21 protein-coding genes are annotated in these 19,204 nt (G+C 69.2%); 13 read left to right on the plus strand and 8 right to left on the minus strand.

What is annotated here, in order from left to right; genetic code table 11:
* Positions 1-2,448 (plus strand): translation initiation factor IF-2 (gene infB / locus ACODSY_RS02980; RefSeq protein ID WP_488950158.1); only part of this gene is annotated, 2,448 nt, incomplete at its 5' end.
* A gap of 76 nt (positions 2,449-2,524) precedes the next feature.
* On the plus strand, positions 2,525-2,974 hold the full coding sequence (locus tag ACODSY_RS02985; protein ID WP_488950159.1) for a hypothetical protein: 450 nt from the start codon (positions 2,525-2,527) through the stop codon (positions 2,972-2,974).
* Here ACODSY_RS02985 and ACODSY_RS02990 read toward each other — a convergent pair.
* On the minus strand, positions 2,971-3,462 hold the full coding sequence (locus ACODSY_RS02990) for a GNAT family N-acetyltransferase (protein WP_488950160.1): 492 nt from the start codon (positions 3,460-3,462) through the stop codon (positions 2,971-2,973). The genes ACODSY_RS02985 and ACODSY_RS02990 overlap by 4 nt on opposite strands.
* 97 nt (positions 3,463-3,559) lie before the next feature.
* Here ACODSY_RS02990 and ACODSY_RS02995 point away from each other — a divergent pair, with 97 nt between their 5' ends.
* Together ACODSY_RS02995 and ACODSY_RS03000 are read left to right on the plus strand one after the other, a co-directional pair.
* The gene (locus tag ACODSY_RS02995; RefSeq protein ID WP_488950161.1) at positions 3,560-4,063 is read left to right on the plus strand and encodes a DUF2939 domain-containing protein; all 504 of its coding nucleotides are present in this window, start codon (positions 3,560-3,562) and stop codon (positions 4,061-4,063) included.
* A 36-nt stretch (positions 4,064-4,099) separates the two neighbouring features.
* Positions 4,100-4,891 (plus strand): dienelactone hydrolase family protein, encoded by a 792-nt coding sequence (locus ACODSY_RS03000; RefSeq protein ID WP_488950162.1) that lies wholly within the window; start codon positions 4,100-4,102, stop codon positions 4,889-4,891.
* Between the two features lie 7 nt (positions 4,892-4,898).
* On the opposite strand, the gene ACODSY_RS03005 is transcribed toward ACODSY_RS03000, so the two are convergent.
* Positions 4,899-5,294: a DUF805 domain-containing protein gene (locus ACODSY_RS03005; protein WP_488950164.1), complete on the minus strand. Its 396-nt coding sequence runs from the start codon at positions 5,292-5,294 to the stop codon at positions 4,899-4,901.
* Positions 5,295-5,473: 179 nt separating this feature from the next.
* Between ACODSY_RS03005 and rbfA the strand changes: the two genes are divergently transcribed.
* The 4 genes from rbfA (at position 5,474) to pnp (ending at position 9,497) form a co-directional block, all read left to right on the plus strand.
* The gene (rbfA, locus tag ACODSY_RS03010; RefSeq protein ID WP_488950165.1) at positions 5,474-5,911 is read left to right on the plus strand and encodes a 30S ribosome-binding factor RbfA; all 438 of its coding nucleotides are present in this window, start codon (positions 5,474-5,476) and stop codon (positions 5,909-5,911) included.
* A complete protein-coding gene (truB, locus tag ACODSY_RS03015) occupies positions 5,911-6,840 on the plus strand; it encodes a tRNA pseudouridine(55) synthase TruB (RefSeq protein ID WP_488950166.1) in 930 nt (309 codons plus the stop codon). Before rbfA ends, truB begins: the two co-directional genes overlap by 1 nt.
* An 18-nt stretch (positions 6,841-6,858) precedes the next feature.
* Positions 6,859-7,128, plus strand: coding sequence for a 30S ribosomal protein S15 (gene rpsO, locus ACODSY_RS03020; RefSeq protein ID WP_488950167.1), 270 nt, complete (start codon positions 6,859-6,861; stop codon positions 7,126-7,128).
* A gap of 230 nt (positions 7,129-7,358) precedes the next feature.
* Complete coding sequence (gene pnp, locus ACODSY_RS03025; RefSeq protein WP_488950168.1) at positions 7,359-9,497, plus strand: polyribonucleotide nucleotidyltransferase; 2,139 nt, start codon at positions 7,359-7,361, stop codon at positions 9,495-9,497.
* 83 nt (positions 9,498-9,580) lie between these two features.
* Here the strand turns inward: pnp and ACODSY_RS03030 are convergent, their stop codons facing one another.
* A complete protein-coding gene (locus ACODSY_RS03030; RefSeq protein WP_488950169.1) occupies positions 9,581-10,399 on the minus strand; it encodes an SDR family NAD(P)-dependent oxidoreductase in 819 nt (272 codons plus the stop codon).
* Between the two features lie 225 nt (positions 10,400-10,624).
* On the opposite strand from ACODSY_RS03030, the gene ACODSY_RS03035 reads away from it, so the two are divergent.
* Positions 10,625-11,353, plus strand: coding sequence for an alpha/beta fold hydrolase (locus ACODSY_RS03035; protein WP_488950170.1), 729 nt, complete (start codon positions 10,625-10,627; stop codon positions 11,351-11,353).
* 174 nt (positions 11,354-11,527) lie between these two features.
* On the opposite strand, the gene ACODSY_RS03040 is transcribed toward ACODSY_RS03035, so the two are convergent.
* From ACODSY_RS03040 to coaBC, 3 genes are read right to left on the minus strand one after another with little or no spacing between them, the layout of a single operon-like run.
* A complete protein-coding gene (locus ACODSY_RS03040; protein ID WP_488950171.1) occupies positions 11,528-12,304 on the minus strand; it encodes an exodeoxyribonuclease III in 777 nt (258 codons plus the stop codon).
* 46 nt (positions 12,305-12,350) lie between these two features.
* Positions 12,351-12,785 (minus strand): dUTP diphosphatase, encoded by a 435-nt coding sequence (dut, locus tag ACODSY_RS03045; protein WP_488950627.1) that lies wholly within the window; start codon positions 12,783-12,785, stop codon positions 12,351-12,353.
* Between the two features lie 21 nt (positions 12,786-12,806).
* Complete coding sequence (coaBC, locus tag ACODSY_RS03050; protein ID WP_488950172.1) at positions 12,807-13,997, minus strand: bifunctional phosphopantothenoylcysteine decarboxylase/phosphopantothenate--cysteine ligase CoaBC; 1,191 nt, start codon at positions 13,995-13,997, stop codon at positions 12,807-12,809.
* A 112-nt stretch (positions 13,998-14,109) separates the two neighbouring features.
* On the opposite strand from coaBC, the gene ACODSY_RS03055 reads away from it, so the two are divergent.
* Both ACODSY_RS03055 and ACODSY_RS03060 read left to right on the plus strand, forming a co-directional pair.
* The gene (locus ACODSY_RS03055) at positions 14,110-14,661 is read left to right on the plus strand and encodes a hypothetical protein (RefSeq protein WP_488950173.1); all 552 of its coding nucleotides are present in this window, start codon (positions 14,110-14,112) and stop codon (positions 14,659-14,661) included.
* A gap of 61 nt (positions 14,662-14,722) precedes the next feature.
* Positions 14,723-15,154 carry an NUDIX hydrolase gene (locus tag ACODSY_RS03060; RefSeq protein WP_488950175.1) on the plus strand — a complete coding sequence of 144 codons (432 nt, stop codon included), beginning with the start codon at positions 14,723-14,725 and terminating at the stop codon, positions 15,152-15,154.
* On the opposite strand, the gene ubiB is transcribed toward ACODSY_RS03060, so the two are convergent.
* On the minus strand, positions 15,151-16,641 hold the full coding sequence (gene ubiB, locus ACODSY_RS03065; protein WP_488950176.1) for a 2-polyprenylphenol 6-hydroxylase: 1,491 nt from the start codon (positions 16,639-16,641) through the stop codon (positions 15,151-15,153). The two genes, ACODSY_RS03060 and ubiB, sit on opposite strands and share 4 nt — an antisense overlap.
* An 8-nt stretch (positions 16,642-16,649) precedes the next feature.
* On the minus strand, positions 16,650-17,408 hold the full coding sequence (locus ACODSY_RS03070) for a class I SAM-dependent methyltransferase (RefSeq protein WP_488950177.1): 759 nt from the start codon (positions 17,406-17,408) through the stop codon (positions 16,650-16,652).
* 60 nt (positions 17,409-17,468) lie between these two features.
* Here ACODSY_RS03070 and mutM point away from each other — a divergent pair, with 60 nt between their 5' ends.
* Together mutM and ACODSY_RS03080 are read left to right on the plus strand one after the other, a co-directional pair.
* Entirely contained in the window at positions 17,469-18,332 is an 864-nt protein-coding gene (gene mutM, locus ACODSY_RS03075) for a bifunctional DNA-formamidopyrimidine glycosylase/DNA-(apurinic or apyrimidinic site) lyase (RefSeq protein ID WP_488950178.1), read from the plus strand.
* Positions 18,332-19,189, plus strand: a complete 858-nt coding sequence (locus ACODSY_RS03080; RefSeq protein ID WP_488950179.1) for a TraB/GumN family protein — start codon at positions 18,332-18,334, stop codon at positions 19,187-19,189. Before mutM ends, ACODSY_RS03080 begins: the two co-directional genes overlap by 1 nt.
* The last annotated feature ends 15 nt before the right edge of the window (positions 19,190-19,204 follow it).

Raw genomic sequence — 19,204 nt, forward strand, 5'->3', positions numbered from 1 at the left:
GCTCCGGTCCAGGCCGCGGCGCCCGCCCCCGCGCCGCGTCCGCAGGCTCCGGCCGCGCCCCCGGCGCAGGGCCAGACCCGCACCTATCAGCCGTCGCACGATCGCCGTGACGACCGGCCCACCACCACGACCTATCGTCCCGAGCGCAACGATCGTCCGCAAGGCCGGTTCGAGAACGCCAACTTCGGCCAGCGCGCGCCGCGCGCCGATGGCCCGCGTCCGCCCCGCGACGATCGCGGTCCGCCGCAGCGCCGCGACGACCGCCCGCAAGGCGGCGCGCCGCGTCCCGAAGGCGGCACGGTTCGCTATTCGGCCCTGGCTCCGCGCCCGGCGCCCGGCGCGGCGCGTGGCCCCGGCGGTCCCCGTGGTCCCGGCGGTCCGCGCGTCGGCCCCGCCGCGCCGCCCGCGACGCCCGAAGTCCAGCGCGCCGCGCGCCAGGCTCCGCGTCCCGGCGGCGGCGCCATGGACCGTCGTCCGGACGAGGACGACCGTCGCCGCGACGCCGGCCCCGGCAAGGCGATCAGCCGCGTCAAGGGCGCGCCGACCCGCCGCGAAGGCCGCCTGACCATCCAGACCGTCGCCGGAGACGCCGAGGGCGCCGAGCGGATGCGCTCGCTCGCCTCGGTGCGCCGCGCCCGCGAACGCGAGCGTGAAAAGCGCAAGGGCGGCGTCCAGGAACAGGCCCGGATCGCCCGCGAAGTCGTCATCCCGGACGTGATCACGGTGGGCGAGCTCGCCAACCGGATGGCCACCCGCGGCGTCGAGATCATCAAGTTCCTGATGCGTCAGGGCGTGATGCTGAAGATCAACGACGTCATCGACAACGACACCGCCGAGCTGGTGGCCACCGAGTTCGGCCACACCGTGAAGCGCGTGTCCGAAGCCGACGTCGAAGAGGGCTTCATCGGCGCCGAGGACATCGACGATCATCTGGAGCCGCGGCCCCCGGTGGTCACCGTCATGGGCCACGTCGACCACGGCAAGACCTCGCTGCTCGACGCGCTGCGTTCCACCGACGTGGTGGGCGGCGAACACGGCGGCATCACCCAGCACATCGGCGCCTATCAGGTGCGGCTGGAAAGCGGCCAGGCGGTGACCTTCCTGGACACCCCCGGCCACGCCGCCTTCTCCGCCATGCGGATGCGCGGCGCGAATGTGACCGACATCGTGATCCTGGTGGTCGCGGCCGACGACGGCGTGATGCCGCAGACGGTCGAGGCCATCAACCACGCCAAGGCCGCCGGCGCCCCGATCATCGTGGCGATCAACAAGATCGATAAGCCGGGCGCCGACCCGACGCGCGTGATCAACGAGCTGCTGCAGCACGAGATCGTCGTGGAAAGCCTGGGCGGCGACACCCAGGCGGTCGAGGTCTCCGCCACCCAGAAGATGGGCCTGGACAACCTCATCGAGGCCGTCCTGCTGCAGGCCGAAGTGCTGGACCTGAAGGCCAATCCCGACCGCACCGCGGACGGCATGGTCATCGAGGCGAAGCTGGATCGCGGTCGGGGCGCGGTCTCGACCGTGCTGGTCAAGCGCGGCACGCTGAAGCGCGGCGACATCGTCGTGGCCGGCGACACCTTCGGCCGGGTCCGCGCCCTGCTGAACGAGCGTGGCGAGCAGCTCACCGAGGCCGGCCCGTCCGTGCCCGTGGAGATCCTCGGCCTGGACGGCACGCCCTCGCCGGGCGACGCGTTCGCCGTCGTGGAAAACGAGGCGCGTGCCCGCGAGCTGACCGAGTACCGCATCCGCGTGAAGCGCGAAAAGGCCGGCTCGCCGGTCCAGAGCGCGAGCCTGGCCGACATGATGGCCAAGCTGGCCGACAAGAAGGTCTCGGAGCTGCCGGTCATCATCAAGGCCGACGTGCAGGGTTCCGCCGAAGCCATCGTTGGCTCGCTGGAGAAGCTGGCGCACGAGGAGGTCCGCGCGCGGATCATCCTGTCGGGCGCGGGCGCCATCAGCGAGAGCGATGTGATGCTGGCCAAGGGCGCCAACTCGCCGATCCTCGGCTTCAACGTCCGCGCCTCGAAGCAGGCGCAGGCGCTGGCCGAGCGCGAAGGCGTCGAGATCCGCTACTACTCGATCATCTACGACCTGATCGACGACATCAAAGGCGTACTCTCGGGCATGCTTGCGCCGATCCAGCGCGAAACCTTCCTCGGCAATGCCGAGGTGTTGCAGGCCTTCGACATTTCGAAGGTCGGCCGGGTCGCGGGCTGTAAGGTCACCGAAGGCGTGGTCCGCAAGGGCGCGCGCGTCCGGATCGTCCGCGCCGACATCGTCGTGCTCGAACTCGGCACGCTGCAGACGCTCAAGCGCTTCAAGGACGAGGTCAACGAGGTTCCGGTCGGCCAGGAATGCGGCATGGCGTTCCAGGGCTTCCAGGACATCAAGGCCGGCGACGTCATCGAGTGCTTCACCCTCGAAGAGGTGAAGCGGAGCCTCTAGCAGCGGCCTTCGGGCGTTGCTTTGCTAGCCTGTTGAAATCGTGAAAGCCTCCCTCGGAAACGGGGGAGGCTTTTTGATGCGGCGTGGAGTCGCGCCGGCGACGCTCGTCGGCGGCCTGTTCGGTGGGGCAGCGGACCTCTGGGTGGCCTGCACGCTGTCGGGCCTGCCGCTCCTCGCCATCGGCAAGGCGGTGGCGCGCGGCTGGCTCGGGCGCGAGAAGGCGATGGGCGGCGGGCTGGAGGTCTCGTGGATCGGGCTCGCCTCGCACTTCACGATCGTACTGGTGTTCGCGGCCGTCTACGTCGCGGCGTCCCTGCGCGCGCCTACGCTGCGCCGGCTCTGGTACGTGGCCGGACCGCTCTACGGCGCGGCGATCTTTTGCGTGATGCGCTTCGTGGTGCTGCCGCTATCGGCCGCGGGCTACAGCATGCCGCCGCCGCCCGACCTCTACTGGGAGATCGCCGGTCACCTGTTCCTGGTGGGCCTGCCCATCGCACTGGCCGCCCGGCTGTTTGTGAAGGATTAGCGCCGGTCCAGTCGGTAGACGGCGCTGAGATCGCCGAAACCCATGTCCCGATCCGGCTGGCGGTTCATGCCGATCCGCTCCAGCACCCGCTGGGAGCTGTAGTTCTTGAGGTCCGTGAAGGCGATGAAGTGCGAGACCTCGGTGCGGGCGAAGGTCCAGTCCGCGACCGCCTGCGCCGCCTCGGTGGCCAAGCCCTGTCCCCAATATTCCGGCATCAGGCTGTAACCCAGCTCCAGCTCCCCGGTCGCGGGCCACAGGCTGACGCCGGCGCGCCCCACGAAGGCGCCGTCATGGGTGAAGGCGGCCCACTTCGAGTGGCCGCGCTCGGCCTGCTCGGCGACAAATCGGGCCAGGGCGTCGGCGATCCGCTCGTCGCTCCACACGCCGCCCATGTAGCGCCCCACTTCGGGGTCACGGTGCAACGTAGCCAAAAGGTCGAAGTCCGCGTTTGTGAAGGGACGGAAGACCAGGCGGGCGGTTTCGAGCATCGGCCGGTCCAACGTAGCCTCGGATCCGTTCATCTGCGGTTCTGCCTCGCCATGGGATTGAGCCCGTTGTAGCGCAGCTTGCAGCTCGGAGAATGAAATGCGCGCGATCGTGATCGCCCTGATGGCCCTGACCCTCTCGGCCTGCGCCACGGTGCAGAAGCTGGATGCGGCAGGCGACGTGCACGCCCTGCTGATCTCGATCCGCGACGGCGATCAGGCGACGTTCGACAGCTTGGTGGACCGGCGCGCGCTCAAGCGCGAGATCCAGGACCGCCTGGTCGCGGAAGCGTCGAAGGACAGCCGCATCCCCGCCGGCCTTGCGGCGATCCTCGCGCCGGGCCTGGCCGAACTGGCCGGCGAGTCCCTGGTGCAGCCGAGCGTCTTCCGCGCGGTGGCCGACTACTATGGCTATCGGCCCGACATGAAGATCCCCGGGCCCATTGGCATTTCGACCATGCTGCGTGAGCTGCCCGACGACCAGGTGTGCGCGACGACGAAGAAGGATGGTCCCTGCCTCCTGGTCTTCACCAAGGCGCCCGACGGCCGCTGGAAGCTGTCGGGCTTCGAGGGCGATCTTTCGATGCTGCGCCTGAAGCGCTGATCGGCCTAAGCTCGTCGCCTTAGACGGGGGATGGCCATGGGATACGAGACCGCGCTGGCGGCCTACGACAAGTTCGACTTCACGCACGACGGGCGGACCTATCCCGTCTATCGACGCGGTTCCGGGCCGGCGGTGATCGTCATGCACGAGATGCCGGGGCTGCATCCGCTGGTGATCCGCTTCGCCGACCGGGTGGCCGCGGCGGGCATGACCGTCTTCTGCCCCAGCCTGTTCGGGACGCCCGGCAAGCCGGTGAGCCGGGGCTACACCCTGGGCACGGCGCTGGGCGTGCTCTGCGTGCGCCGCGAGTTCTACGTCTGGCGCGGCGACCGCTCGAGTCCCGTCGTGGACTGGCTGCGGGCCCTGTCGCGCAAGGCTCACGCCGATTGCGGCGGAAAGGGCGTGGGCGCGGTCGGCATGTGCTTCACCGGCGGCTTTGCCCTGGCGATGATGACCGATCCCAGCGTGGTGGCGCCCGCGCTGTCGCAACCCTCGCTGCCGCTGGCGCGGGGCGATCCGAAGCGGTCGGCCGAGATCGGCCTGTCGCGCGAGGAGGTCGCCTGCGTGAAGGGCCGACTGGACACTGAGGACCTCACCGTGCTGGGCCTGCGCTTCACCAGCGACAAGCTGGTCCCGGACGCCCGGTTCGAGACCTACCGCCGCGAGTTCGGCGACCGCTTCGAGGCCATCGAACTCGCCGACGAGGACGCCGCGCCGGCGATCATCCCGCCGCACTCGGTGTTGAGCCTCCACCTGAAGGAGGAGGGCCCGACCAAGGCGGCCGAGCAGCGCGTCATCCAGTTCTTCAAGGAGCGGACGGGGGCTTAGACGCGCTTCAGGTGAAGGTCTCTGCGATGGCCGGGTCCAAGTGCTTGAGAGGCGGACCGAAGCGGTTCGATGCGCTGGTGCCGTCACGGAATCCGAGCAGGGCCAGCGCGATGAACTGGCCGACGATAGGGAGAAGGTTCAACAAATAGAACCAGCCTGAGAGGTTCTGGTCGTGGAACCGGCGGACGCTGGCCGCGAGGTTTACCCAGACCACGACTCCGGCAGCGATGGTCGCAGCGACGCCGGTCAACAGCTGCAGGGTAAGCGTGCGCTCGAGCGTCGAGGTCAGGTAGACTGCGATAAAGAAGGCGAGGCCCGGACCTAATAGCAGCCCAACCTGTATCAGCCACCACCGGGAGCGGCGCATCCGCCCCGCAAAGCTGAATAACGAAACGCCCAGCATACTTCACCCCCACAACCAAAGTGTGGCCAGAATGGGAGACACGCGGCAGAGCTGTCCAGATGCGCTCGCAGCGCTATTCGGCGCGCCTTACTGGACACCCTGCCTCTCAGAGACTAGAAGCCGCCGCTTTCCTGCGCGGGCGTCCGATCCGCCCGCCAGGTTGGCCGGAAAGACGTCCCATGAAACGACCGAACCCCCAGGGCCGCGCGGCGCCGCAAGGCCCGTCGCAGCGCCAGCTCCGCGCCGGCGAACTGGTGCGCCACGCGCTGGTCGACATCTTCCGCGAGGAGGAGATCAACGACCCCATGCTGGCGGGCGTGTCGGTCACCGTCACCGAGGTGCGGATGAACCCCGACCTGCGCCACGCCACCGTCTTCGTGGAGCCGCTGGGCGGCGAACACGCCGACGAGGTCGTGAAGGCGCTGAACAAGCACTCGAAGTTCGTCCGCGGCCACCTAGGTCGGCTGATCGACATGCGCTTCACGCCCGACGTCCACTTCCGCCACGACGAGAGCTTCAACGAGGCGGCTCGGATGGCGCGGCTGTTCGACGATCCGCGCGTGCGCCAGGACCTGACGCCGGACGCGCCCTCGGATTCGTGGAAGGACGAGGACTGATGGCCCGCCGCAAGAAGGGCCAGGCTATCTCGGGCTGGATCAACCTCGACAAGCCTTACGACCTCACCTCGACCCACGCGGTCAGCCGCGTGCGCCGCCTGTTCGACGCCCAGAAGGCGGGCCACGCGGGCACGCTGGACCCGCTCGCCACCGGCATCCTGCCCATCGCCCTGGGCGAGGCGACCAAGACGGTGCCGTACCTGGTCGACGCCGACAAATCGTACCGTTTCACCATCGCCTGGGGCCGCACCACCGCGACCTATGATCGCGAGGGCGAAACCACCGCCTCGTCCGACGTGCGCCCGACGCTGGCCCAGGTGCAGGCGGTGCTGCCCCGGTTCGTCGGCGAGATCGACCAGGTTCCGCCCGCCTATTCGGCGATCAAGGTGGACGGCGAGCGCGCCTACGACTTGGCCCGGGCCGGTGAAATCGTCGAGCTGGCGTCTCGGAAAGTGGTCGTCTTCGACGCACGGGTCGTCGACGCGCCGGACGCGGACCACATCACGCTCGAAGTGGACTGCGGCAAGGGCACCTATGTCCGCGCGCTGGTCCGCGACATCGCCGACGCCCTCGGCGCCTGCGGCCACGTCAGCGCGCTTCGCCGCACGCGGGTCGGCCGGTTCACTGAGCAATCTGCGGTGGCACTGGAATATCTAGAAGATCTAGGGCATAAGGCCCGCCAATCGGAGGCCTTGCTCCCGGTCGAGACGGCACTGGACGACATCCCGGTGCTCGCCGTGACCGACGAAGACGCCTTCCGATTGAAGCAGGGACGATCGGTCGTTCTCGTTCCCCGACAGGTGGAAGCGGTCAAAGCCGGGCTCAAGCCGGGCTCCAGAACCGTTTCGGCGATGTCGGGCGGGTCGATGGTGGCGCTTTGCGAGATGCGTGCGGGACGGCTCGAACCCTCGCGCGTCTTCAACCTTTGATCAGAGCGGAGAAACCCGATGTCGATCACGGCCGAACGTAAAGCCGAAGTCATCAAGTCCCATGCCCGCGGCGACGCGGATACGGGCAGCGCCGAAGTGCAAGTGGCGATCATGTCCGAACGGATTTCGAACCTCACCGAGCACTTCAAGACGCACAAGAAGGACAACCACTCGCGCCGGGGCCTGCTGAAGCTGGTCTCCGCCCGTCGTTCGCTCCTCGACCACCTGAAGAAGTCCGACGTGGCTCGCTATCAGGCGCTCATCGAGAAGCTCGGCCTGCGCCGCTAGTTCTTCAAGCGGACCCGTTTCCCGCCCGGGAACCGGGTCCGTTTCGCTTTTGAGGCCGCTCCCCTGTCACAGGCCGGGGGATGGATGCGGCGAACGGGGCAGTTGCGCCCCACACACGCCGAGGGTCCCGAGAGATCCTCACCGCCTGTGCCATTGGAGAGGATTTCGGAAGACCGATCCCCTGTCCGCCCCCGCCGGGAATACGCCCGCGGGACCAGAAAGAAGCCAAAATGTTCGATATCAAACGCAAGACCATCGAGTGGGGGGGCAAGACGCTCACGCTCGAAACCGGCCGCATGGCCCGTCAGGCCGACGGCGCCGTCCTGGCCACCTACGGCGAGACCATGGTCCTGGCGACCGCCGTCTACGCCAAGAGCGCGAAGCCCGGTCAGGACTTCTTCCCGCTCACCGTGAACTACCAGGAGAAGTTCTACGCCGCGGGCAAGATCCCCGGCAGCTTCCCCCGCCGCGAGGGCGCGCCCTCGCAGAAGGAAACCCTCACCAGCCGCCTGATCGACCGTCCGATCCGCCCGCTGTTCGTGAAGGGCTTCAAGAACGAAGTCCAGGTCGTCACCACCGTGCTGGCGCATGACCTCGAGAACGATCCCGACATCGTCGCCATGGTCGCCGCCTCGGCCGCCCTCGTGATCTCGGGCGCCCCGTTCATGGGCCCGATCGGCGCCGCGCGCGTCGGCTTCATCGATGGCGAGTACGTCCTGAACCCGACGACCGACGAGATGAAGGAAAGCCGGATGGACCTGGTGGTCGCCGGCACCCAGGACGCCGTGATGATGGTGGAGTCCGAGATCCAGGAGCTTTCGGAATCGGAAGTGCTGGGCGGCGTCACCTTCGCCCACAAGGGCATGCAGGCCGTGATCGACGCGATCATCGAGCTGGCCGAACACTCCGCCAAGGAACCCTTCGACTTCCAGCCGGACGACACCGACGCCATCAAGGCCGAAGTGAAGAAGCTGATCGGCAAGGACCTGGCCGCCGCCTACAAGATCACCGCCAAGACCGAACGCCACGCGGCCCTGTCCGCGGCCAAGGAAAAGGCCGTGGCCAAGTTCGCCAAGTCGGACACCAACCCTGCCGGCTACGCCCCCGACAAGCTGGGCGGCGTGTTCAAGGAACTGGAGGCTGACGTCGTCCGCCGCTCGATCCTGGACACCGGCGTCCGCATCGACGGCCGCAAGGTCGACCAGGTCCGCCAGATCGTCTCGGAAGTGGGCGTGCTGCCCCGGGCCCACGGCTCGGCGCTGTTCACTCGCGGCGAGACCCAGGCGCTGGTCGTGGCCACGCTGGGCACCGGCGACGACGAGCAGCTGATCGATGCGCTCGACGGCAAGTACTATGAGAAGTTCATGCTGCACTACAATTTCCCGCCCTTCTCGGTCGGGGAAACGGGTCGCATGGGCGCGCCGGGCCGCCGCGAAGTCGGCCACGGCAAGCTGGCCTGGCGGGCGATCCGCCCGATGCTGCCGGCCTACGAAGAGTTCCCCTACACGATCCGCCTGGTCTCGGAGATCTTCGAGTCCAACGGTTCCTCGTCGATGGCCTCGGTCTGCGGTTCGTCGCTGGCCCTGATGGACGCCGGCGTGCCGCTGAAGAAGCCGGTGTCTGGCATCGCCATGGGCCTGATCCTGGAGAGCGACGGCTTCGCCGTTCTCTCGGACATCCTGGGCGACGAGGACCACCTGGGCGACATGGACTTCAAGGTCGCCGGCACCGCCGACGGCATCACGTCGCTGCAGATGGACATCAAGATCGCCGGCATCACCGAGGAGATCATGAAGCAGGCCCTCGCCCAGGCGAAGGGCGGCCGTGACCACATCCTCAACGAGATGAACAAGGCCATGGAGGCGCCGCGCGCCGAACTGGGCGAGTTCGCGCCGAAGATCGAGACCATCAAGATCGCGGTCGACAAGATCCGCGAAGTGATCGGTTCGGGCGGCAAGGTGATCCGCGAGATCACCGCCGAGACGGGCGCCAAGATCGACATCGGCGAAGACGGCACGATCAAGATCGCAGCCGCCGAACAGTCGAAGATCGACGCGGCCAAGGAGTGGATCAAGTCCATCGCCTCGGAGCCGGAAATCGGCGCGATCTACACCGGCAAAGTGGTCAAGATCGTCGACTTCGGCGCGTTCGTGAACTTCTTCGGCGCCAAGGACGGCCTCGTCCACGTGTCGCAGATCGCCAACGAGCGCGTGAACAAAGTCTCCGACGTCCTGTCGGAAGGCCAGTCGGTCAAGGTGAAGCTCCTGGGCTTCGATGATCGCGGCAAGACCCGCCTCTCCATGAAGGTCGTCGACCAGGAGACCGGCGAGGATCTGTCGTCCAAGCAGCCGGAAGGCGCGGACGCCTAAGGCGCCGGACGACGGACCGGAATGACGAGGGCGGCCGCAGCGATGCGGCCGCCCTTTTCATTTGGGGCGAGACGCCGCTGGCGTCAGGCCGGCTCGGCCACCTTCACGCCGTAGCGCGCGGCGGGCCGCTTCGCCGACAGGTTCGGGGCCAGCTTCAGGCGCGCGCCTTCCGCGGCCGCCCAGTCGGCGGGGTCGGGCAGGGACGGAATTGTCACCAGTTCGCCCGCGTCCAGGCCCGCGAGGGCGGCATCCACCAGGTCGTCGACGTCCATCAGGATTTCGTCTGGCACGTTCTCGATACCCCGACCGGAACGGTCCCAGATCTCAGTGCGCGTGGCGCCCGGCAACACCGCCTGGAACCTCAGCCCCTTGGCGGCGAGCTGGGCGTTCAGCGTCTGGGTCAGGTAGGTCACGAAGGCCTTGGTGGCGCCATACACCGAGCCGGGGAACAGCTCAGGGGCGAGGCCCACGATCGAGGCGATGTTGATCACCGTGCCGCGCCCGCGCGCGGTGAAGCCGGCCGCGGCCGCGTTGGCCAGGCGGGTCACGGCCGTCACGTTGAGCTGGATCAGGTTCTCCAGCGCGTCCGGGTCGGCGTCGGCGAAGTCGCCGAACAGCGCCGCGCCGGCGTTGTTCACCAGGAGGGTGACGGCAGGATCCTCGCGCAGCCGCGACTCCAGCACGGTCAGGTCGCCGCGCCGGGTCAGGTCGGCCTGAATAACGTCGACCCTGACGCCGGCCTCGGACCGCAGGCGCGCCGCGAGCGCGTCGAGCCGGCCCACGTCGCGGGCCGCCAGGATCAGATCGTACCCGCGTCGGGCCAGGCGGTCGGCATAGACCGCCCCGATGCCGCTGGACGCGCCGGTGATCAGGGCCGCGCCCTGGGAAGTCTTCTCGCTCATGCTCTCGCCTCCTGCCGGTCGGAGTGCCCGCCGGCCGCTGGACGAAAGATGGAAACCGCCCCCGTCATACCTCAAGGCCGGGAGGCTCAGACTTTTATATGATGACGATCATATATTCTGCGGAGGGTGTGAGGTTTGGTGAGGTTGCCGGGCTCGGGCCAGGAACTCGCCGCAACGCCGCATACCCATGTTAGGCTGCTGCTCTGGCGGCGTGGGGGAATGACGATGGCGACCTTCGTGTTGGTCACGGGGGCGTGGCACGGCAGCTGGTGCTGGAAGCGGGTGCGCGATGCGCTGACGGCCGAAGGGCACGCCGTCTTCACGCCGACCCTGACCGGCCTGGGCGAACGCAGCCACCTATTGTCGCGCGACGTCGACCTTCACACGCACATCGACGATGTCGCCAACCTGATCCGCTGGGAACAGCTGACGGACGTCGTCCTGGTGGGCCACTCATATGGCGGCTGCGTAATCAGCGGCGTGGCCGATCGGCTGAGCGATAAGATCGCCGCCCTCGTCTATCTGGACGCGTTCGTGCTGGAGAGCGGCCAGTGCCTGCACGACACCTTGCCGGCGGAGCATCGTCAGGCCCAGTTGGACGCGGCCGTGGCGGTCGGTGAGGGCTGGCGCGTTCCGCCGATCCCGGCGGCGGTGTTCAACCTCAATGCCGCCGACGCGGCCTGGGTGGACGAACAGTGCACCGACCAGCCGCTGGCCAGCTTCCAGCAGAAGCTGAGCCTGGACCACGACCCGGCCCCTGTCCGGTCGATCCACTACATCTACGCGGCTGACTGGGCGGGAACACCGTTCACCGCCTTCTACGAGAACGCCAAGGCACGGGGATGGTCGACGCGGGAGATCGCCTGCGGCCATGACGTCATGCTCGACCGGCCCCAGGAACTTACCGCCGCGCTGCTGCAGATGGCCTCCTCCGCGGCCCTGCCGCGCCACTAGGCGAGTCCTTCCGCCCCTGGCTGAGCTCGTGGACCTGTGCTCGTTGCCGAACCCGCGAGAGTCGGCGTCCGTCGCGGGGCCCAGATGCAGCGCTCGACCCCTCTGCGAAGTTCGGAAAGTCCGCCGCCGAGCGTCGTCGGCGGGCTCGCCGCGTGGACCTGCATCGTAACGGCTTCACGAGGCGCTGAGCTCGATCCAGACGGCGGCGTGGTCGCTGGCGCCTTCCCGGGCACGGAACGCGCGGTCGACGCCGGCGTCCATGAGGCGCGGGGCCAGCGCCGGGCTCAGCAGCAGGTGGTCGATGCGCAGGCCGGCGTCGCGGGCCAGGGCGCCACGCCAGTACTTCCAGAAGGTGTAGACCGCATCGTCCGGGAATTTCGCCCGGATGGCGTCGGTCCAGCCCTGGTCTAGCAGGCGGCGGAAGGACTCGCGCACGGCCGGTTGGAACAGGGCGTCGTCCAGCCAGCGCTCGGGCGCGTACACGTCGCGCGGCTCGGGGATGATGTTGAAATCGCCCGCCAGCACCACCGGATGGCCCGTGGCCAGCAGGCCGGCGGCGTGGGCCTCCAGCCGCTCCAGCCAGCGCTGCTTGAACTCGAACTTGGGTCCGGGCTGCGGATTGCCGTTGGGCGCATAGAGCGAGGCGACGATCACGCCGTTCACGGCGGCCTCGATATAGCGGCTCTGGATATCGCTTCGGTCTCCGGGGAGGCCCTTGCGGATCTCGACCGGCTCGGCGTCCCGCGCCAGGATCGCCACGCCGTTCCACCGGCTCTGCCCGTGCCAGACCGCCCCGTAGCCTGCGCGACGCAGCGCCGCGGCGGGGAACCGCTCCTCGGGCGCCTTGAGCTCCTGCAGGCAGACGACGTCGGGCCGGGTCTCGGCCAGCCAGGCCAGGAGGGCCTCGAGCCGTCCGTTCACACCGTTGACGTTGTAGGTCGCAATCCGCACGCAGCGGTGAGAACCGCCGCAGGCGCGGCTCGTTCCCGGCGGAGGATCAGCTCGCGCCGGTCGACCCGAAGCCGCCGACGCCGCGCGCGGTGTCGTCCAGGCTGTCGACCTCGGCCCAGGCGGCCTGGACCACCGGCGCGATCACCAGCTGGGCGATGCGGTCGCCACGGCGGATGGTGAAGGCCTCCGGGCCGTGGTTGATCAGGATCACCTTCACCTCGCCGCGATAGTCGGCGTCGACGGTGCCTGGGCTGTTCAGGCAGGTGATCCCGTTCTTGAACGCCAGGCCCGAGCGGGGCCGCACCTGGCCCTCGAACCCGGGCGGCAGGGCGAAGGCCAGGCCGGTGGGCACGGCGAACCGGTCGCCGGGGTGCAGGATCAGCGGCTCGTCCGCCGGCACCGCGGCGCGCAGGTCCATGCCCGCCGCCTGGGCGGTCTCGTAGGCCGGGAGAGGGATGTCCTGGCCGTGCGGCAGGCGCATGATGGGGACGGTGGGGGGCACTCAGAATTCCTCGGCGATGCGGGCGGCCAGCCGGCGGGCGACCTCGCCCTTGGCCATGCGGTCCCATCGCTCGATTCCCGCCCTGGAGACTATGGCGACGGCGTTCTGGTCGCCGCCCATGGTGCCCTCGACGCTGACGTCGTTGGCGACGATCCAGTCGCAGCCCTTCCGGGCCAGCTTGGCCTGGGCGTAGGCCTCCACATCGCTGGTCTCGGCGGCGAAGCCGACCACCAGCTTCGGTCGGGTCTTGGCCTTCGACAGGGTGGCGAGGATGTCCGGGTTCTCGACCAAAGCGATGGTGGGCGGCCCGTCGGCGCCCTTCTTGATCTTGCCGCTTCCCACGGCCTCGGGCCGCCAGTCGGCCACCGCCGCGACGCAGACGGCGATGTCGGCGGGCAGGGCGGCCTCGCTGGCGGCCAGCATCTCGCGGGCCGTCTCGACGTCCACGCGGTTGACGCCGGGCGGAGCGGCAAGAGCCGTGGGCCCACTGACCAGGGTGACCTCGGCGCCCAGGGCCGCCAGCGCGCTGGCGATGGCGTAGCCCTGCTTCCCCGAGGAGCGGTTCGAGAGGAAGCGGACCGGGTCGATGGGCTCGGCGGTGGGGCCGGCCGTGACGATGGCGCGCCTGCCCGCCAGCGGCCGCCCGGCGGCGCCGGACAGCGCCGTCATGATCGCCTCGAGGATCGCCGGCGGCTCGGCCATCCGGCCTGGGCCGTACTCGCCGCAGGCCATGGCGCCCTCGTCCGGCCCCACGAACAGCACCCCGTCCGCCTTCAGCCGCTCGAAGTTGCGTCGCGTCGCCGCGTGCTCCCACATCCTCACGTTCATGGCCGGCGCCATCAGCACGGGCTTGTCGGTGGCGAGGATGGTGGTGGAGGCGAGGTCGTTGGCGTGGCCGTTCGCGGCCTTGGCCATCAGGTCGGCCGTGGCGGGCGCCACCACCACCAGATCGGCTGAGCGAGAGAGCTCGATATGGCCCATCTCGGCCTCGTCGGTGAGGCTGAACAGCTCTGAATAGACCTTGTCCTCGCTGAGGGCCGACAGGCTGAGCGGGGTGACGAACTCGTGGCCGGCCTTGGTCAGGATCGGCCGCACGCCGACGCCGGCCTTACGCAGGAGCCGGGTCAGCTCCAGCGCCTTGTAGGCCGCGATGCCGCCGCCGACGACGAGGAGAACGCGCTGTTCGGCCAAGGCCCGACACCTCCTGAGAGAGGGACCGATTTAGGCGATCACACGAGACTCGACAAATACCTGAGCTTGTGTTCTTTCTTTGTTCCAGCTCGACCATAGAGTGGGGAACGAGATGACGAAATCGAAGATTGCGCTGTTGCTCGCGGGCGCCGCGCTTGCGCTGACGGCGTGCGACAACGGTCCCTCCGCCGTGGCCCAGAAGCAGGCCGCCGGAACCCAGATGGCCTCCAGCGCCGGCGACAACGCGTCGGACGCGAATTTCCGGTCGGACGGCGCGCCACGGGAGGACCACCGCCGCGACCCGGTCCCCGAAGTGGACGGCAAGCCGATGTGGTCGGCCAGCCGCAAGTTCTCGGCGCAGGAGAACGCCCAGCGCGCCTTCGACCGCAACGGCCGTGCGTTCGGGGCCGACAGCGTGGACGCCTTCGTGGATAAGGCGCACGGCTTCGTTTCGCACCCGCCCAAGGGTACGCTGACGATGACCCGGGCGAACGGCGATCGCCTGCTCTACGACCCCAAGGGCAACGTCTTCGCCGTCGCCAGCAAGGCCGGCGCGCCCCGAACCATGTTCAAGCCCGACGAGGGCATGGCCTACTGGGAGGAACAGAAGGCGAGAGAGGCGAGGCGCCAGGCGTCAAGGCGCGGCCGCGACGACGACGCTTAGGTTTTGCTTCCCGCCACGAAGCGCGGGAACGACGGCGGCGGCATATTGGGGGCAGGAACGGATGGCGCGCTTCAAGCTGATCGCGGAGGTCTATCTCGTGCTGATCCAGGACGAGCGCCTCCTGATGCTGAGACGCTTCAACACCGGATATGAGGACGGTCGCTACAGCCTCGTGGCGGGCCACGTCGATGGCGGCGAGAGCCTGGCGGCGGCGATGACCCGCGAGGCGCGCGAAGAGGCGGGATTGATCATTGATCCCGCTGACCTAACGCTGGTGCACACCATGCACCGCAAGGCGACGGACGAGCGGCTGGGGTTCTTCTTCCGGCCTTCCAGGTGGATCGGGCAGCCGGAAAACCGCGAGCCGCACAAGTGCGACGATCTATCGTGGTTCCCGCTGGATCGCCCACCGGGCGACACGATCCCCTACATCCTGGCCGCGATCGGACACATCCGCGCCGGCGAGCCCTATTCCGGGTTCGACTGGGTCTAGCCCAGCAGCGCTCCGGTCAGGAACGCCGCGCCCGCCGCCAGGGCGCCGAGGGCGAACCAGAGCAGGGCATTTCCGCGCTGAGGCTCCGCTTCGACCACTGCCACCGGCTGGGCCAGACGGGCGATGCTGCGCAGCGCGGTCTCGGCCTCGCTGGCGAACTGCTTCACCCGGCTGACCGGCGACAGCTCGCGGGCGATCCAGCGACGGACCACCGGTTCCGAGGCCGCCCAGATGTCGTGCTCGGGATCGATGCGGCGGGCCACGCCCTCCACCGTCATCATCGTTTTTTGCAGCAGCACCAGTTCGGGGCGCAGGTGCATCTCGTAGAGGGCGGTGATCTCGAAGAGCTGGGTCAGCACCCGGCTCATGGCGACCGCGTTGGCCTTCTGGCCGAACACGGGCTCACCCACGGCCCTCAGCGCCTGGGCGAACGAGGCCACGCTGTGTTTGCGCGGCACGTAGCCCGCGTCGAAGTGTATCTGGGCCACGCGCGGATAGTCCCGCTGCAGGAAGCCCCACAGGATCTCGGCCAGATAGCGCCGCTCCACGGGACCCAGCCGGCCGATGATGCCGAAGTCCACCGCCTGGAGCTTCGCCGGGGCGGCGGCGAACAGGTTGCCCTCGTGCAGGTCGGCGTGGAAGACGCCGTGGTCCAGGGCCTGGGCCAGGAACGCGCGCGTCAGGTTGTCGGCCAGCGCCTTGCGGTCGAGCCCCGGCTGGCTGAGCGCCGCCTCGTCCGAAAGGGGCATGCCCTCGGCCCAAGCCATGGTGAGCACCCGCTTGCCAACGCCCTCCCACAGCACCTTCGGCGCCGACATGTAGCCGTCCTTGGCCATCACCTCCGCCAGTTCGTCGGCGCCGGCGGCCTCGAGGCGCAGGTCCAGCTCCAGCTCAGTGGCGCGCACCACAGTGTCGGCGAACTTCACCGGCTCCAGCCGGCGGATCGGCTCCCCGAACCGCTCGATCAGGCGCGCGGCCAGGTTCAGCACCGCGGAGTCGGCGGCCACCCGGCGGTCGATGCCTGGCCGCAGCACCTTTACCGCCACACGCCGGCCGTCGAGCAGCGTCGCGTCGTGCGCCTGGGCCAGGGAGGCGGCGGCCACCGGATCGCTGAAGCTGGCGAACATCTCGTCCACCGGACGGCCCAGTTCCGAGGCCACCAGGGCGCGGGCCTGGGCGGTAGGGAACGGCGCGAGCCTGTCCTTCAGGTGGCCCATGTCCTCGGCGAACTGGCGGCCGAAGATGTCGCCGCGCGTGGATAGGAGTTGGCCCAGCTTGATCGCCACGGGTCCCAGCCCCTCCAGCGATCGCGCCAACCGCTCGCCGGGTCGGCCGCTGCGCCGGGTCGCGAACATCCGGAGCGTATCGGCCGCTACCCGCACCACGGGCGAATAAAAGGCGTCCAGCTCGCGGGGCAGCAGGGCGTCGTTGCGGACCAGGGTCCAGCCGGCCCCGAACAGCCGCAGATAGGCGCCCAGCGAGGCCATCCGCCGCTCTAGATCGCTCGACCGGTGTGCAGCGCCGCCACGCCGCCGGAGAAGTTGGTCCAGCCCACCTGGCCGAAGCCGGCCTCGCCGATCATGGCCGCGAACGTCTTCTGGTCGGGGAAGCGGCGGATGCTCTCGACGAGGTACTGGTAGCTCTCGCGGTCGTTGGCGACGCGGGCGCCGATCTCGGGGATCACCTTGAAGGAATAGGCGTCATAGGCCGCCCGTAGCGCCTCGGTGGTCGGCCGCGAGAACTCCAGGCAGAGGAACCGGCCGCCCGGCTTCAGGACCCGCCGCGCCTCACGCAGGGCGGCGGGAATGTCCGTGACGTTGCGGATGCCGAAGCTGATCACATAGGCGTCGGCGGTCGCGTCGGGCAGAGGCAGCCGCTGGGCGTCACCCACGGCCCAGGCCATCTCGGGCAGCGAACCTTTCTCGCGGCCCGCCATGATCATCTCGGCGTTGTAGTCGACCACGAAGATCTTCGCGTCCTCGCCGCCCCGGCGCTCCTGGGCGCGGCGGGCCATCTTCGCGAAGCGGCGGGCCATGTCGCCGGTGCCTCCGGCGCAGTCGACGATCACTTCGCCGGGCTGCGGATTGAGGCGCGCCGCGGCCGCGTCCTTCCAGAGGCGGTGCACGCCCGCGCTCATCAGGTCGTTCATCAGGTCGTAGCGCTTGGCGACGCTGTCGAACACGCCGCGGACGAGGCCGGCCTTCTCGGAGGCGTCGACGTCGCGGAAGCCGAAGGTGGCGGAAGGTCCCGTCATGGCCGCGTCTTTAGCGGCTGGGGCCTTGGCGCGCCAGCGATGCCGTGCCAAGCCAGCACCATGCCTGAGTTGCCCGAAGTCGAGACGGTGCGGGGCGGCCTCGCGCCCGTGCTGGAGGGCCACCGGCTGGCCCGCGTCGAGGCCCGGCGTCCGGACCTGCGCTTTCCCCTGCCGCCGAACTTCGTCCAGTTCCTCACCGGCTCCACTATCCAGAAGCTGGAGCGGCGGGCGAAATACCTGCTCGCTCGCCTGGACCGCGAGGACACCCTGGTGATGCACCTGGGCATGAGCGGCCGCTTCGAGATCGCGCGGCCGGACGGCGAGGAACGGCCCGGCCAATTCCACTACGCCCCCGATCCCGATCCCAAGCACGCCCACATCGTCTTCGAGACCGACGCCGGGACCCGGGTGACCTATTACGACCCCCGCCGCTTCGGCTACATGGCCCTGGTCAACACCGCGACCCTGCATCTGCACCCCTGGTTCGCGGGCCTGGGGCCGGAACCGTTGTCGGAGGCCTTCGACGCCCGGCATCTCGAAGAGGCCTTCGCCGGCCGCAAGCAGGGACCCAAGACGCTGCTGCTGGACCAGCGGATCGTCGCCGGGCTGGGCAACATCTACGTCTGCGAGGCGCTGAACCGCGCGAAGATCTCGCCCTTCAAGCCCGCCGGCCGGATCAGCCGGGCGCGGCTGGCCAAGCTAGTCCCTGAGATCAAGGCCGTGCTGCAGGAGGCGATCGCCGCCGGCGGCTCGACCTTGCGCGATTTCGCCCAGGCCGATGGGGCCCTCGGCTATTTCCAGCACCGCTTCCGCACCTACGACCGCGAGGGCCAGCCCTGCTGCAACAAGGGTTGCCCCGGGATCATCGACCGCGAGGTCCAGGCCGGCCGTTCCACCTTCTTCTGCCCCGTGTGCCAGACCTGATGCGTACCCTCGCCGGCCTCTTCGCCGCCTTCGCCCTCGCCGCGCCCGCTATCGCCGCCCCGCCCGTGTGGGTCGTGCGCGACGCGGACTCCGAGATGATCCTGTTCGGCTCGATCCACGTCCTGCCGCCGGGCCTTTCCTGGCGGCCGCCGACGCTCGACGCGGGCCTCAAGCGCGCCGACGACCTTTGGTTCGAACTGCCGCCCGGCCCCGCGGCGGAGCAGGAGATCGCCCGCCTGGCGGCCACGACTGGCGTGCTGCCGCCCGGCAAATCGCTCTTCACCCTGCTGACCCCGCGGGATGCAGAGTCGTTGCTTCGCGCGGCCGACGCCCTGGGTGTGGACAAGACGACGCTGGACCGGCTGGAGCCCTGGCTGGCCGAAGTCGCCATCGCCGGCGCCTCGTACCGAGCCGCCGGCGCCGACACCGAAAACGGCGTGGAGAAGACCGTCGAGGGGGCCGCGGCCCCGAACGTCAAGCGCATGGCGCTGGAGACCCCGGCCGAGCAGCTCAGCCTGTTCGACCAATCGCCCCTGGACGAACAGGTCGCCTCGCTGAACCAGACGGTGCGCGAGCTGTCCGAAGATCCCGAGGCCTTCGGCAAGCTGGTGCGCGCCTGGATGGGTGGCGACGTGCGCGCCCTCGACGAGGAGGCGCTGGAACCGATGCGCAAGGCCTCGCCTGAGCTCTACAAGCGCCTGGTGACCGACCGGAACGCTCGTTGGATCGGCGAGCTCGACGCCCGGCTGAAAGGCAAGGGCCGCACCGTGGTGGTGGTCGGCGTCGGCCACTTGGTGGGTTCCGGCGGGTTACCCTCGCGCCTGAGGGCGCTTGGCTATTCGGTCACGGGGCCGTAAGGCGCTCTTCGGAAA

The organism is Phenylobacterium sp. FG114 (assembly GCF_057809855.1).